The organism is Streptomyces sp. NPDC091371, assembly GCF_040684275.1.
Classification (GTDB): Bacteria; Actinomycetota; Actinomycetes; order Streptomycetales; family Streptomycetaceae; genus Streptomyces.
Map to the genome: position 1 here is coordinate 80,508 of NZ_JBFBFP010000020.1, position 12,704 is coordinate 93,211.

The following is a 12,704-nucleotide window of genomic DNA, read 5'->3' on the forward strand; positions in this document are numbered from 1 at the left end:
TCCCGGCCCTAGGGGAGGGTAACGACCGTCGCGGCGTAGACGAGTCCCGCCCCGAAGCCGATGACGAGCGCGGTGTCGCCGCTCTTCGCCGCTCCGGTCGCCAGGAGCCGCTCCATAGCGAGCGGGATCGAGGCGGCCGAGGTGTTGCCGGTGGTTTCCACGTCACGGGCGACCGTCACGTGGTCCGGCAGCTTCAGAGTCTTCACCATCGAGTCGATGATCCGCATGTTTGCCTGGTGCGGGATGAAGACGTCCAGGTCCTCCGCGGTGATCCCGGCGGCGTCGAGCGCCTGCTGGGCCACCTTGGCCATCTCGAAGACGGCCCAGCGGAAGACCGCCTGACCCTCCTGCGTGATGGCCGGGAACTTCTCGCCGCCGTCCTTGCCGGCGTACTCGTCCCACGGCACGGTCTGCTTGATGGTCTCGGACTTGTCGCCCTCCGAACCCCACACCGTGGGGCCGATGGCCGGCTCGTCCGCGGGACCGACGACCACTGCGCCGGCGCCGTCACCGAACAGGAAGGCCGTCGCGCGGTCCTCCAGGTCGGTCAGGTCCGAAAGCCGCTCCACACCGATGACGAGCACGTACTGCGCCGAGCCCTCGACCACCATGCCCTTGGCCAGGGTCAGGCCGTAGCCGAACCCGGCGCAGCCGGCGGAGATGTCGAAGGCGGCGGGCTTGGGCGCGCCGATCCGGTGCGCGATCTCGGTCGCGACGGCGGGGGTCTGCTTGAAGTGCGAGACCGTCGAGACGATCACCGCACCGATCTGCTCGGGCGAGACGCCGGCGTCGGCCAGCGCCTTCCCGGAGGCCTCCACCGACATCGCGGCGACGGTCTCCTCGGGCGAGGCCCAGTGACGCGTCGCGATGCCGGAACGGGAGCGGATCCACTCGTCGGACGAGTCGATCGTCTCCAGGATGACCTCATTGGGCACCACACGGGCCGGGCGGTAGCCGCCGACGCCGAGGATGCGGGCGTACGGGGAGCCCTTGGCCGGCTTGATCTTTGACATGCTGTGTGGGCTCCTTCGCTCAGGCCGACTGCTCGGCGACGAGCGCCGCGGCCTTGTCGAGATCGTCCGGCGTCTTCAGGGCCACGCTCGGCACGCCCTTCAGCGCGCGCTTGGCCAGGCCCGTCAGGGTGCCGCCGGGGCAGAGCTCGATGATTCCCGTGACGCCCAGCTCGCCGAACGTCTCCATGCACAGGTCCCAGCGGACCGGGTTCGCGACCTGGCCGACCAGGCGGGCGACGACATCGGCGCCCGAAGTGACGACGAGGCCGTCCTTGTTGGAGACGTACTTCAGCGCCGGGTCCGCCGGGGAGAGGGCCTTCGCGGCCTCCTCCAGCGTGGCGACGGCCGGGGCCATGTGGTGCGTGTGGAAGGCGCCCGCGACCTTGAGGGCGACGACCTTCATGGAGCCTTCGGGCTTCTCGGCCTCCAGAGCGGCGATCTGCTCCATGGTGCCGGCGGCCACGATCTGGCCCGCTCCGTTGATGTTGGCCGGGGTCAGGCCCAGCTTCTCCAGGTGGGCGACGACGACGTCGCGGTCGCCACCGAGGACTGCGGCCATGCCGGTCTCGGTGACCGCGGCGGCCTCCGCCATGCCCAGGCCGCGCGTCCGGACGAAGGACAGCGCGTCGGCCTCGGACAGCACGCCCGCGACCGCGGCGGCGGTGATCTCACCGACGCTGTGGCCCGAGACGGCACCGAAGGCCGAGGTGGAACCCAGTGCCGAAGCGGACAGCAGACCCGCGGCGACCAGCAGCGGCTGTGCCACGGCCGTGTCGCGGATTTCGTCGGCGTCAGCCTTCGTGCCGTAGTGGGCGAGGTCCAGCCCGATGGCGTCCGACCACGCGGCGACGCGGTCGGCGGCACCGGGAAGGTCGAGCCAGGGAGTCAGGAAGCCGGGCGTCTGAGCGCCTTGGCCGGGAGCGACGAGTACGAGCACCCTCACACTCTCTCTTGTGGATGGTCCCTGCCGCCCGTGGGGACAGGGACCAAGAACGGTCGGGGTAATTGTTGATGTCCGACAAAAGTCTAGGACTGGGGATCTCCGTCGGCCAGGCGCCCCAGAATCAGGGCGATCCGCAGCGTGAACGCCGAGCGGACATCCGAAGGCGACCACCCGGTGACGTCGGTCACACGTCGCAGCCGGTAGCGCACCGTGTTGGGGTGCACGAACAGCATGCGCGCCGCGCCTTCGAGGCTGCTGGCCTGCTCCAGGTAGACGCTCAGCGTCTCCAGCAGCGCCGACCCCGCCTCCTCCAGCGGTCTGTAGATCTCCTCCACCAGCTGCTCGCGGGCAGCTGGATCCGAGGCGATGGCCCGCTCCGGCAGGAGATCGTCCGCCAGCACCGGTCGCGGGGCGTCCTGCCAGGCCGTGCAGGCCTTCAGCCCGGCCGCCGCGGCCTGCGCCGACTTCGTCGCGTTCAGCAGGTCGGGCACCACCGGACCGGCCACGACCGGACCGGCCGCGAAGGGCCCGATCAGGGACTTCGCGACCTGGATCGGGTTGTCGCTGCCGCCCGCGATGACGACCAGACGGTCGCCCAGCACGCCTGTGAGGACCTGGAGCTTGTGGTGGCGGGCCGCCCGCCGGATCGCCTCGACGGTGAGCTCGCTGTCTCCCTCCGGCGCGGTGCCGAGCACCACGCACACGTGCTCCGGAGAGTTCCAGCCGAGCGCCGCCGCGCGCGACAGCGCACCCTCGTCGGCCTCGCCGGACAGCACCGCGTTGACGACGAGGGACTCCAGCCGGGCGTCCCACGCGCCGCGCGCCTCGGCGGCCTGCGCGTACACCTGGGCCGTCGCGAAGGCGATCTCCCGGGCGTAGACCAGCAGCGCCTCGCGCAGGATCGACTCGTCGCCCGGGGCCGCCACCTCCTCGATCGCGGCCTCCATGACCTCGATCGTGGTGCGGACCATCTCCACCGTCTGGCGCAGGGTGATCGCCCGGGTCAGCTCGCGCGGAGCCGTCCCGAACACGTCGGTGGAGATCGCCTGCGGGGTCTCGGGGTGCCGGAACCACTCCGTGAACGCGGCGATGCCGGCCTGCGCGACCAGGCCGATCCAGGACCGGTTCTCCGGGGGCATCGCCCGGTACCACGGCAGGGTCTCGTCCATGCGCGCGATCGCGTTGGCGGCGAGCCGGCCGGAGGACTTCTCCAGTCGGCGCAGCGTCGCGGCGTGCGGATGGGCGGGAGCGGGATGCGCGGCTTGTGTCGCGGGGGAATGCTCACGTTCGGGTTGGGGCACGTGACAAGACTGCCTTATCGGCGGGGCTGCGCGGAGTCCGGTCCCGTGCCCGCCGCCACGCCGGCGCTACGGTGGCTCCCATGATTGATGTGCGCCGCGGTACGGACCGGTACGAGGGCGGGGACCCGGCCGCCGGGATCAGCAGCCGCCACGCCTTCTCCTTCGGGGCCTTCTACGATCCGGACAACCTGCGCTTCGGACCCGTCCTGGCCTGCAACGAGGAGACCCTCGCCGCGGGCGCCGGATTCGACGAGCACCCGCACAGCCACACCGAGATCGTCACCTGGGTGGTCGAGGGCGAACTCACCCACGAGGACAGCACGGGCGAGAAGGGCCTGGTCCGGCCCGGGGACGTCCAGCGGCTCAGCGCCGGCTCCGGGGCCCGGCACGTGGAGCGCAACGACGGCGAGCGGCCGCTGCGCTTCGTGCAGATGTGGCTCGCGCCGCTCACGGCCGGCGGGGAGCCCTCGTACGAGGTGGTCGGCGGCATCCCGGACGGGACGGCGTACGAGATCCCCGCGGCCGGCGCCGTCCTGCACGTCCGGCGTCCGGGCGCGGGGGAGCGGGTCCCCGTACCGGCCGCGGAGCGGGTGTACGTGCACGTGGTCCGCGGGGACCTGCGCCTGGATGGGGCCGAGCTCGGCCCCGGGGACTCCGTGCGGATCACCGGCGAGGAGGGCCTGGTGGTCACGGCCGGATCCCCGGGGGAGCTGCTGATCTGGGAACTGCCCGGCTAGTGCTGTGGCCGGAAAGGTTTGCCGGGTCGCGGTGTCCGGTGCGGTGCATCGCAAGGCGGAGGGCCGCGGCTCGTACTGGACGTACTTGCGCGGTCCGACAACGCAGCGAGGTGCCGTGCCGGGCGCCGTGACCCGGTGAACCTTGCCGGTCACAGCACTAGGACCGGCGGAGCTCCGCGAGGACCGCGTCGGTGAAGGGGGTCCAGGCCGCGACGGCCCACGGGCCGAAGGCCCGGTCCGTCAGGGCCACGCACGCGGCGCGGGCGTCCGGGTCCACCCACAGGAAGGTGCCCGACTGGCCGAAGTGGCCGAAGGTGCGCGGCGAGGAGGAAGCGCCCGTCCAGTGCGGGGACTTGCCGTCGCGGATCTCCATGCCGAGCCCCCAGTCGTTGGGGGACTGGTGCCCGTAGCCCGGCAGGACGCCCTTGAGGCCGGGGTGGACGACCGAGGTGGCCTCCGCGACCGTGCGGACGTCGAGCAGCCGGGGCGCCTGCAGTTCGGCGGCGAAGAGCAGCAGGTCGGCGACGGTGGAGACGCCGTCCTTGGCGGGGGAGCCCTCCAGGCTGCTGGAGACCATGCCGAGCGGCTCGAAGACCGCCTGGTGCAGGTACTCGGCGAAGGGGATCCCGGTGGCCTTGGCGATGTGGTCGCCGAGCACCTCGAAACCGGCGTTCGAGTACAGCCGGCGGTCCCCGGGCGGGGCCGTCACCCGGTGCTCGTCGAAGGCCAGACCGCTGGTGTGCGCGAGGAGGTGACGGACCGTCGACCCCTCGGGCCCGGCCGGCTCGTCGAGCTCGATCGCCCCCTCCTCGTACGCGACGAGGGCGGCGTAGGCGGCGAGCGGCTTGGTCACCGAGGCCAGGGGGAAGCGGTGGCCGACGGGCCCGTGGGAGCCGGCCAGGCTCCCGTCGGCGCGTACGACGGCCGCCGCGGCCGTGTCCACCGGCCAGGTCTCGATGATCCGCAGGCTTTCCATGCTGTCCATGCCGCCGAGCCTACTTGCCTGGAGTGCACTCAAGGGTTTTAGCGTGGGGCCATGAGCCAGAGCCTGACGCAGACGCGGTACACGATCAGCGAGGTCGAGGCCCGGACCGGCCTGACCCAGCACACCCTGCGCTGGTACGAGCGGATCGGCCTGATGCCGCACGTGGACCGCTCCCACTCGGGACAGCGCCGTTTCAGCGACGAGGACCTGCGCTGGCTGTCCTTCGTCGGCAAGCTGCGGGCCACCGGGATGTCGGTGGCGGACATGGTCCGCTACGCCGAGCTGGTGCGCGAGGGGGACCACACCTTCGACGAGCGCCGCGCGCTGCTGGAACGGACGCGGAGCGAGGTGCGGGCGCGGCTCACGGAGCTGACGGACGCGCTCGCCGTACTGGACTACAAGATCGGCATCTACTCGGGGAGGGCACGGCCATGACGGAGCGGAAGAAGATCGAGCGGATCGAGCAGGCAGAGCTCGGCAGGGGCGGCCCACTGGTCGGAGTCCAGGGCCTCGGCTGCATGGGCATGAGCGAGTGGTACGGGCGCACCGACGAGACGGCGGCCCGCGCGACCCTGGAGGCGGCGCTCGCCGCCGGGGTCACCCTCTTCGACACGGCCGACGTCTACGGGCGCGGCGCGAACGAGGAGTTCCTCGCGCCCTTCGTGGCGGCGCACCGGGACGAGATCACCCTCGCCACGAAGTTCGCCATCGAGCGCACCGACGACGACCCCCGGAACCGGCGGATCCGCAACGACCGCGCCTACGTACGGAGCTGCGTCGAGGGCAGCCTGCGGCGGCTCGGCGTCGACGTCATCGACCTCTACTACATGCACCGCCGCGACCCGGCCGTACCGCTCGCCGAATCGGTGGGAGCCATGGCCGAGCTGGTACAGGAGGGGAAGGTGCGCCACCTGGGGCTGAGCGAGGTCACCGGGGCGGAGCTGCGGGAGGCGTACGCCGTGCACCCGATCGCGGCGCTGCAGTCCGAGTGGTCGCTTTTCAGCCGGGACGTGGAGCGCAGCGCGGTGGGCGCGGCGGCGGAACTGGGCGTGGCCTTCGTGCCGTACTCCCCGCTGGGGCGCGGCTTCCTGGCCGGGGCCTTCGCGGACGCCGCCGCGGAGCTCTCCGAGGGGGACTTCCGCCGGGCCCAGCCCCGCTTCAGCGGGGACAACGCGAAGGCCAACGCGGACCTGCTGGCCCCCGTCCGGGAGGTCGCGGCGGGGCGCGGCGCGAGCGCGGCGCAGATCGCGCTGGCCTGGGTGCAGCAGCGGGCGGAGGTGCACGGGCTGACGGTGATCCCGATCCCGGGCACCCGCCGTCCGGCCCGCCTCCGCGAGAACGCGGCCGCGACGGGGATCACCCTGACGGGGGCAGAGCTCGCCCTCTTGGAGCCGATCGCCGCCGGCGTCGCGGGGGACCGCTACCCGGACATGGCCTTCACGTCGGTCCCCCGGGAAGCCTGACGGCCTCCTGGGGCTCCGCCCCAGACCCCGCGCCTCAAACGCCGGCGGGGCTGGATGTGGCTGGTGCCGCCCGCCAGGCGCGGCTGGATTGCCCGCAGGGCAATTTCAGCCTCGCCGGCGTTTGAGGCGCGGGTCCGGGCGGAGCCCGGGGAACGGTGGAAGGGCGGGGCGGGGAGAGGCTCCGCGCAGCGGTTACGCCTCGGCGGAGAAACGATCCCGCAGTGCGACGTACTCGGCGTCCGTGAGCAGCCCCGCGCTGTGCAGCTCGCTCAGGTGATGAAGCCGGTCGCCCGCGCGAGCCCCCGGCACCGAGGACACCGCGGCCCGCCCCCGCACCGCGGCGAGCACCGCCGCGGCGAACGGCAGCGACTCGTGCACCGCCCCGTACCCGACGGCGAACACGGCCGCCGCCAGGTCGTGGCTCGGCCGGGGATCCCCCGCGGCGTCCCGCAGCAGCAGCCGCAGGTGGCCGCCGGGCCCTTCGGGGGAGCGCCACTCCACGCCGGTGAGCGCGGCGATCGGGTAACGCTGGTCGCAGGCCTTCCACTTGGTGCTCGTGGCGCCCGTACGGGACCAGCGGAAATCGATCGCCGACCCGTCGAAGCCCACCCGCGCGTCGTACGCCTTCAAGTACAGCGGCGGCCGGGGCGCGTCCACCAGGAAGCGCTCCGCCGGCTCGGCCGGATCCGGCCCCAGCCGCGACAGCAGCGCGTCGGCGAAGGCGGCGGCGTGCGGGGCCCGTTCGCCCGGCAGCACCAGCCGGTACGGGTCGCAGGCCTCCCGCAGCTGCCCGGCGGCTGCCTCCATCAGCGGGTCCGCGCCCGGCCGCGGGACGGCACGCAGCACCACGGAGTCGCGCTTCCCGGCGGTCACGGTCACCGCGGACACCGCTTCCAGGGGGATCCGGCGCGGGCCGAGGGCGTGGAAGAGCCTTGGCGTTCGCATCCCCCGTGCGAAGCGGATGAGCACCGAGTCCGAGTCGAGGTCGAACTCCCAGACGGCATGGTTTCCGGCCAGTACGTCACCCATGCGGCACATCGTAAAGGGAGGCGCCCCCGCGCGTCCCCCTCGCTGCGGGGACCGATTTCCGGCCCTCTACGCGCGTCGGTCCTGCTCTGCCCCGGAAATTCCGCGGCGGCACGCGTCGTCCCCGGTCGCGCAGCCGATGGAACCGAACGCGCCGCTTCCGACCTCGGCGAAGTTGCGCAACGAATCCGTGCCTGGCGTGAAATAGCCGGTGTGGCTCTTGGCGCCGGCCGAGGAGAGCAGCCGCGCGCCGAAGTCCGGCGACACCGGGTCGGCGCCGTGGCCCAGCCCGCCGACCTCCAGGTGCGGTACGTCCGCGATCCAGTCGCCCTCGTCCCGGGTGGCCCAGACCCGCGCCGAGGTGTGCAGTCCGGCGACGTTCTGCGCGCGCATGCCGGGGCTGCCGGCCACCACGATGTCCGTCACCCGGGCGGGCAGTTCACGCGCGGCGACCCCGCACACCACCGATCCGTAGCTGTGGCAGAACAGCGCCACGCCGGAGTCCCCGGGCAGGGCCGCGGTCAACGACTTCAGCCGGACGGCGCCGTCGACGGCCATGTGGCCGGTGGCGGCGTCCATGCCGACCCCGGTGGGGGCGGTGTAGCCGGCCCAGGCGATGACCGCCGTCCGGCTGCGGGGCGCCGCCGCGCGCTGGGCCTCGTACAGGGACTCGGCCATGCCGACGGGGGCGGTGAACTGGCGCTGGGTGCGCTCGAAGGTGATCACGTCGGTGTCGACGCCGGGGACGATCACCGAGACCCGGCGGGCCCGGTCGAGGTCGCCGAAGACCTCGGCGACCAGGCCGCTGCCGGTGGGGTCGAAGGCGAGGATCTGCCGGCCGGGCTCGGCGAGCGAGGCGAAGCGGTGGGAGCGGCGGGTGGCCGTCGCGCGGTCGGCGGGGGTGAGGGCGACGTCGCGGCTGCGGGCCTCCTCGACCCGGCCGGCCTGCTGGAGGCCGAGCAGGTTGGCCCGGTAGCGGGTGGCTGCGGGGGCGCCGTCGAGGTTGCCGACGACGAGGGGGTAGGCCTCGGCGAGGCGGGTCCGCTGGACGCCGTCGAGGCCGGCGAAGAAGTGGGCCACGGTCGACGCGTCCGCGTCCGCGGCCGGCACGGGGCGGCCGTCGATCCGGGCGCTCGCCCAGGCGGCGAGCGCGGCCGCCCGCAGCGGGGTCCCGCCCTCGGGGCGGTGCACGGCCGTCCAGCCGGTGGTGGCGAGCAGCACGAAGACCACCGCGAGCGCGAGCAGCACACGCAGGGCGGCAGGGCGCGGGTCGGCGCCGGGGGCGGGGGGGTGGGCGAGGCCGGGCACGTTCACTACGACCAGCGTATGAGACGCCTTCAGCCTGCGGCGTGCCGGGTGACGGGCTTCACGTCCGACCGTGGTACCCGTACGCCCGCCCGGCGGCGGCCCGTTGGGGGTTCCCGGCCGGGGGGTGACGCAGGTCACCCGGGACGGCCGGCAGGCCGCTGTTGTGATCACACCGGCGGGCGCCACGCAGTGGAGAGGGCGGGGCCGATCTGGTCGAGGTAGGCCTCCGTCATCCGCCGGATCGCCGCCACGCTGGTGTCCTCGCCCTGGCCCCAGAGCCGTCCCGTGACCCGCATCACGCCGGTGAACGCGGCGACAGCCACCCGCGGTCGCGGGTCGGCTTCCACGTCCAGTCCCTCGCGTTCCGCGATCAGCCGGGCGACCCGTTCCTCCAGCTCCGTCGAGCGCCGCAGGTGCACCGCGAGCAGCGCCGGGGTCGACTCGATCAACTGGTAGGTGCGCATGTACAGGTCGACCGGGACCACCTCCGAGATGGCCTCGTCGAGGGTGTCCCACGCGTCGAGCACCGCCGCCCGCATCGCCTCGAAGGGGCCTTCCCCGGCCGGCCGGGACCGCAGTGCCGCCACGAAGTGCGACTCGACGAGGTCCTGGACGGCGAAGGCCACTTCCTCCTTGTTGGCGAAGTAGCGGAAGAAGGTGCGCTGGGACACGGCCACGGAATCGGTGATCTCGTCGACCGTGGTCTGCTCGTACCCCTGGTCTGCGAAGAGCAGCAGGGCGGCGCGCAGCAGCGCGTCCCGGGTGCGCCGCTTCTTGCGCTCGCGCAGTCCGCCCATCACCGGAGGGGTCCTCTCTGCCTGAGTGAGCGGTCAGGGTACCTGTGACAGACCTGACAGTGACCGTCTCGTTAAGCCGTCTGTGAAGTGTCAGTCGCTGTCACTAGCCTGTCCGCATGACTAGTCAGATCACCCTGGCCAAGGAAGCGGGGACCTCACCGGTCCGCTCCGGGTTGCGTGGCCATCCATGGTTCACCCTGTTCGCCGTGGCCATCGGCGTCATGATGGTCACCCTCGACGGCACGATCGTCGCCGTCGCCAACCCCGCGATCCAGCAGGACCTGAACGCCTCGCTCGCGGAGGTGCAGTGGATCACCAACGGCTACCTGCTCGCCCTCGCGGTCTCGCTCATCACCGCGGGCAAGCTCGGCGACCGCTTCGGCCACCGCCAGACCTTCCTCATAGGCATCGCGGGCTTCGCGCTCTCCTCCGCCGCGATCGGCCTGTCCACCGGAGTCGAGCTCGTCATCGGATTCCGCGTCGCCCAGGGCCTGTTCGGCGCGCTGCTGATGCCCGCCGCGCTCGGCCTGCTGCGCGCCACCTTCCCGGCCGAGAAGCTCAACATGGCCATCGGCATCTGGGGCATGGTCATCGGCGCCTCGACCGCGGCCGGGCCGATCGTCGGCGGCCTGCTCGTCGAGCACGTCAGCTGGCAGTCCGTGTTCTTCATCAACGTGCCCGTCGGCATCGTCGCGCTGATCTTCGGCCTGTTCATCCTGGTCGACCACCGGGCGGAGAACGCCCCGCGCTCCTTCGACGTCCTCGGGATCCTGCTGCTGTCGGCCGCGATGTTCTCCCTCATCTGGGCCCTGATCAAGGCCGCGGAATGGGGCTGGGGCGACTCCCGGACGCTTCTGTTCCTCGCCGCGTCCGTGCTCGGCTTCTTCCTCTTCACGTTCTGGGAGACCAAGGTCTCCGAACCGCTGATCCCGCTGGGCATGTTCCGCTCGCTGCCGCTGTCCGCGGGCACCGTGCTGATGGTGCTGATGGCCTTCGCCTTCATGGGCGGCCTGTTCTTCGTCACCTTCTACCTGCAGAACGTCCACGGCATGAGCCCCGTCGACAGCGGCCTCCACCTGCTCCCGCTGACCGGCATGATGATCATCGGCTCGCCGCTGGCCGGCGCGGCCATCACCAAGCTCGGCCCGCGCATCCCGCTCGTCGCGGGCATGGTCGCCACCGCGGCCGCCTGCTTCGGGATGGCCCAGCTCACCCCGGACACCGGCACCCTCACCATGTCGCTCTGGTTCGCGCTGCTCGGCTTCGGCCTCGCGCCCGTCATGGTCGGCGCCACCGAGGTCATCGTCGGCAACGCCCCGCTGGAGCTGTCCGGCGTGGCCGGCGGGCTCCAGCAGGCCGCCATGCAGGTCGGCGGCAGCCTCGGCACCGCCGTCCTCGGCGCGGTCATGGCCAGTACGGTCGGCAACTCGTTCGGGGACAACTGGCGGGCCGCCGAACTGCCCCCGCTCACCCCGGAGCAGACCGAGCTCGCGGAGAAGGGCGTCCAGGTCGGCATCGCGCCGGTGCCCCAGGGAGTCCCGGCCGAGATCGCGCAGAAGATCACCGACGTCGCCCACGGCACGTTCGTGGACGGCATGGGCACCGCCTTCACCGTCGCGGGCGTCGTCGCGGTCCTCGCCGCCGTCGTCGCCTGCTTCACCAAGCGCGGCGAGAACGCCGCCCAGGGCGCGGGCGCGGCCCACGTCTGAGGCGTCAACTCCGTACGTACGACAGCCCCGCCGGACGGTTCCGGCGGGGCTGTCGCCTATCAGGGTGGACCTGCCCCGGCCCCCTTCCGCCCGCCCGTCTTCGCAGGTCAGCGTGGGTAGCGGCGAAGCCCCGGAAACGGTCCGGGGGCCGCCCGTCCACAAGGAGTTGACCCGTCATGCGTACGTGGAGCACCACTTTCGCCGCCGTCGCCCTGACCCTGACCGCCCTGATCCCGAGCACAGCCGGCTCCGCGCACGCCGCCGGCCCGCCGACGCTGACAGGCTGCGCCACCGGGCAGCTGTGCCTGTGGGCGAAGGCGGAGTTCAAGGGCAAGCGGCAGACCTTCGAGCTGAGCGGCCTCGACATCAACAGCTGCACCGCGCTGCCCGCCGGGACGACCGCGCAGTCCCTCACCAACCGGACGGGGCGCCCGGTCACCACCTACCAGTCGGTCGAGTGCGCGGAGACCGGCGAGTTCCAGACCTACCCGGGCGACGGGGTCTGGCTGCCCCAGTCGCCCTACCAGGTGAGGGCGTTCAAGGTGTGGGAGAACTAGACGGCGCGACCTCGCGCGGCGCCGGGGCCCCCGGCCGGCCGGCGGCCTCGCCGCCCAGCCGGGCGACCTCGGCGCGCAGCGCCCGTACCTCCGTCTGGAGCTCCTGGAGGGCGGCCAGCTGGAGCCGCTCCACCTGGTCGTCCCGCTCGAACCGGGCGATGAACCAGGCCGCGATGTTCGCGGTGACCACACCGAGCAGGGCGATCCCCGACAGCATCAGCCCGACGGCCAGCACCCGGCCCAGGCCCGTGGTGGGGGAGTGGTCGCCGTAGCCGACGGTCGTCATGGTGGTGAAGGACCACCACACCGCGTCGCCCAGGTTCTTGATGTTCCCGTCGGGTGCGTCCCGCTCCACGCTCAGCACCGCGAGGGAGCCGAACATCAGCAGCCCCACGACGGCCCCGGCCACGTAGGTCGTCAGCCGGATCTGCGGAGCCATCCGGGCCCGCCGGCCCACCAGCAGCAGCGTGGCGACCAGCCGGAGCAGCCGCAACGGCTGGACCAGCGGCAGCACCACCGCGGCCAGGTCCAGCCAGTGCGTCCGGATGAACCGCCTCCGGTCCGGCGCGAGGGCGAGCCGTACCAGGTAGTCCAGGGCGAAGGCCCCCCACACCACCCACTCCGCGTGGGTGCAGGCCCGGTGGACCTCGGGGCTCGCGTCGGGGACGACGATCGGCACGGCGTAGGCGACGGCGAAGCCCAGGGCGAGGATCAGCAGCGGGGTCTGGCTCCACCGCTCCCAGCGAGCCTGGAGGGAGGGTTCCTTCATGCGGAGCATCGTAAGGAATGAGTAAAGCGCAGGTGCCCCCCAGTGGAGCCGGACGGCCGAGGAGGGCAACCCCGCGGGGCGGTGAGCCTGGGCAGC

13 protein-coding genes are annotated in these 12,704 nt (G+C 72.7%); 5 read left to right on the forward strand and 8 right to left on the reverse strand.

What is annotated here, in order from left to right:
- Nucleotides 1-8: 8 nt before the first annotated feature.
- The 3 genes from AB0O21_RS22325 to AB0O21_RS22335 form a co-directional block, all read right to left on the reverse strand.
- The gene (locus AB0O21_RS22325; protein ID WP_365172996.1) at nucleotides 9-1,013 is read right to left on the reverse strand and encodes a ketoacyl-ACP synthase III; all 1,005 of its coding nucleotides are present in this window, start codon (nucleotides 1,011-1,013) and stop codon (nucleotides 9-11) included.
- Nucleotides 1,014-1,032: 19 nt separating this feature from the next.
- The gene (locus AB0O21_RS22330) at nucleotides 1,033-1,950 is read right to left on the reverse strand and encodes an ACP S-malonyltransferase (RefSeq protein WP_365172997.1); all 918 of its coding nucleotides are present in this window, start codon (nucleotides 1,948-1,950) and stop codon (nucleotides 1,033-1,035) included.
- Nucleotides 1,951-2,039: 89 nt separating this feature from the next.
- Nucleotides 2,040-3,257 (reverse strand): helix-turn-helix domain-containing protein, encoded by a 1,218-nt coding sequence (locus tag AB0O21_RS22335; RefSeq protein WP_365172998.1) that lies wholly within the window; start codon nucleotides 3,255-3,257, stop codon nucleotides 2,040-2,042.
- Nucleotides 3,258-3,337: 80 nt separating this feature from the next.
- Here AB0O21_RS22335 and AB0O21_RS22340 point away from each other — a divergent pair, with 80 nt between their 5' ends.
- Nucleotides 3,338-3,994 carry a pirin family protein gene (locus tag AB0O21_RS22340; protein ID WP_365173000.1) on the forward strand — a complete coding sequence of 219 codons (657 nt, stop codon included), beginning with the start codon at nucleotides 3,338-3,340 and terminating at the stop codon, nucleotides 3,992-3,994.
- Nucleotides 3,995-4,151: 157 nt separating this feature from the next.
- On the opposite strand, the gene AB0O21_RS22345 is transcribed toward AB0O21_RS22340, so the two are convergent.
- Entirely contained in the window at nucleotides 4,152-4,970 is an 819-nt protein-coding gene (locus AB0O21_RS22345; protein WP_365173062.1) for a serine hydrolase domain-containing protein, read from the reverse strand.
- Nucleotides 4,971-5,030: 60 nt separating this feature from the next.
- Here AB0O21_RS22345 and AB0O21_RS22350 point away from each other — a divergent pair, with 60 nt between their 5' ends.
- Both AB0O21_RS22350 and AB0O21_RS22355 read left to right on the forward strand, forming a co-directional pair.
- On the forward strand, nucleotides 5,031-5,414 hold the full coding sequence (locus AB0O21_RS22350) for a MerR family transcriptional regulator (protein ID WP_365173002.1): 384 nt from the start codon (nucleotides 5,031-5,033) through the stop codon (nucleotides 5,412-5,414).
- Complete coding sequence (locus AB0O21_RS22355) at nucleotides 5,411-6,442, forward strand: aldo/keto reductase (protein ID WP_365173004.1); 1,032 nt, start codon at nucleotides 5,411-5,413, stop codon at nucleotides 6,440-6,442. Before AB0O21_RS22350 ends, AB0O21_RS22355 begins: the two co-directional genes overlap by 4 nt.
- 192 nt (nucleotides 6,443-6,634) lie before the next feature.
- Here the strand turns inward: AB0O21_RS22355 and AB0O21_RS22360 are convergent, their stop codons facing one another.
- The 3 genes from AB0O21_RS22360 to AB0O21_RS22370 all read right to left on the reverse strand — a co-directional run bounded on the left by AB0O21_RS22360 (nucleotide 6,635) and on the right by AB0O21_RS22370 (nucleotide 9,573).
- Nucleotides 6,635-7,471 (reverse strand): DUF4429 domain-containing protein, encoded by an 837-nt coding sequence (locus AB0O21_RS22360; RefSeq protein ID WP_365173006.1) that lies wholly within the window; start codon nucleotides 7,469-7,471, stop codon nucleotides 6,635-6,637.
- Nucleotides 7,472-7,537: 66 nt separating this feature from the next.
- Nucleotides 7,538-8,698, reverse strand: a complete 1,161-nt coding sequence (locus tag AB0O21_RS22365; protein WP_365173064.1) for an alpha/beta hydrolase — start codon at nucleotides 8,696-8,698, stop codon at nucleotides 7,538-7,540.
- A 245-nt stretch (nucleotides 8,699-8,943) separates the two neighbouring features.
- A complete protein-coding gene (locus AB0O21_RS22370; RefSeq protein WP_365173008.1) occupies nucleotides 8,944-9,573 on the reverse strand; it encodes a TetR family transcriptional regulator in 630 nt (209 codons plus the stop codon).
- Between the two features lie 116 nt (nucleotides 9,574-9,689).
- Here AB0O21_RS22370 and AB0O21_RS22375 point away from each other — a divergent pair, with 116 nt between their 5' ends.
- Together AB0O21_RS22375 and AB0O21_RS22380 are read left to right on the forward strand one after the other, a co-directional pair.
- Nucleotides 9,690-11,282 (forward strand): MFS transporter, encoded by a 1,593-nt coding sequence (locus AB0O21_RS22375; RefSeq protein WP_365173009.1) that lies wholly within the window; start codon nucleotides 9,690-9,692, stop codon nucleotides 11,280-11,282.
- Nucleotides 11,283-11,458: 176 nt separating this feature from the next.
- Complete coding sequence (locus AB0O21_RS22380; RefSeq protein ID WP_365173011.1) at nucleotides 11,459-11,839, forward strand: peptidase inhibitor family I36 protein; 381 nt, start codon at nucleotides 11,459-11,461, stop codon at nucleotides 11,837-11,839.
- Here the strand turns inward: AB0O21_RS22380 and AB0O21_RS22385 are convergent.
- On the reverse strand, nucleotides 11,820-12,608 hold the full coding sequence (locus AB0O21_RS22385; RefSeq protein ID WP_365173013.1) for a potassium channel family protein: 789 nt from the start codon (nucleotides 12,606-12,608) through the stop codon (nucleotides 11,820-11,822). The two genes, AB0O21_RS22380 and AB0O21_RS22385, sit on opposite strands and share 20 nt — an antisense overlap.
- Nucleotides 12,609-12,704 lie beyond the last annotated feature (96 nt).

Coding starts and splice junctions, on each gene's coding strand:
- AB0O21_RS22370 (WP_365173008.1), bottom strand. CDS start 9,573: ATGGGCGGACTGCGCGAGCGCAAGAAGCGGCGCACCCGGGACGCGCTG.
- AB0O21_RS22375 (WP_365173009.1), top strand. CDS start 9,690: ATGACTAGTCAGATCACCCTGGCCAAGGAAGCGGGGACCTCACCGGTC.
- AB0O21_RS22380 (WP_365173011.1), top strand. CDS start 11,459: ATGCGTACGTGGAGCACCACTTTCGCCGCCGTCGCCCTGACCCTGACC.
- AB0O21_RS22385 (WP_365173013.1), bottom strand. CDS start 12,608: ATGAAGGAACCCTCCCTCCAGGCTCGCTGGGAGCGGTGGAGCCAGACC.
- AB0O21_RS22325 (WP_365172996.1), bottom strand. CDS start 1,013: ATGTCAAAGATCAAGCCGGCCAAGGGCTCCCCGTACGCCCGCATCCTC.
- AB0O21_RS22345 (WP_365173062.1), bottom strand. CDS start 4,970: ATGGAAAGCCTGCGGATCATCGAGACCTGGCCGGTGGACACGGCCGCG.
- AB0O21_RS22340 (WP_365173000.1), top strand. CDS start 3,338: ATGATTGATGTGCGCCGCGGTACGGACCGGTACGAGGGCGGGGACCCG.
- AB0O21_RS22350 (WP_365173002.1), top strand. CDS start 5,031: ATGAGCCAGAGCCTGACGCAGACGCGGTACACGATCAGCGAGGTCGAG.
- AB0O21_RS22360 (WP_365173006.1), bottom strand. CDS start 7,471: ATGGGTGACGTACTGGCCGGAAACCATGCCGTCTGGGAGTTCGACCTC.
- AB0O21_RS22355 (WP_365173004.1), top strand. CDS start 5,411: ATGACGGAGCGGAAGAAGATCGAGCGGATCGAGCAGGCAGAGCTCGGC.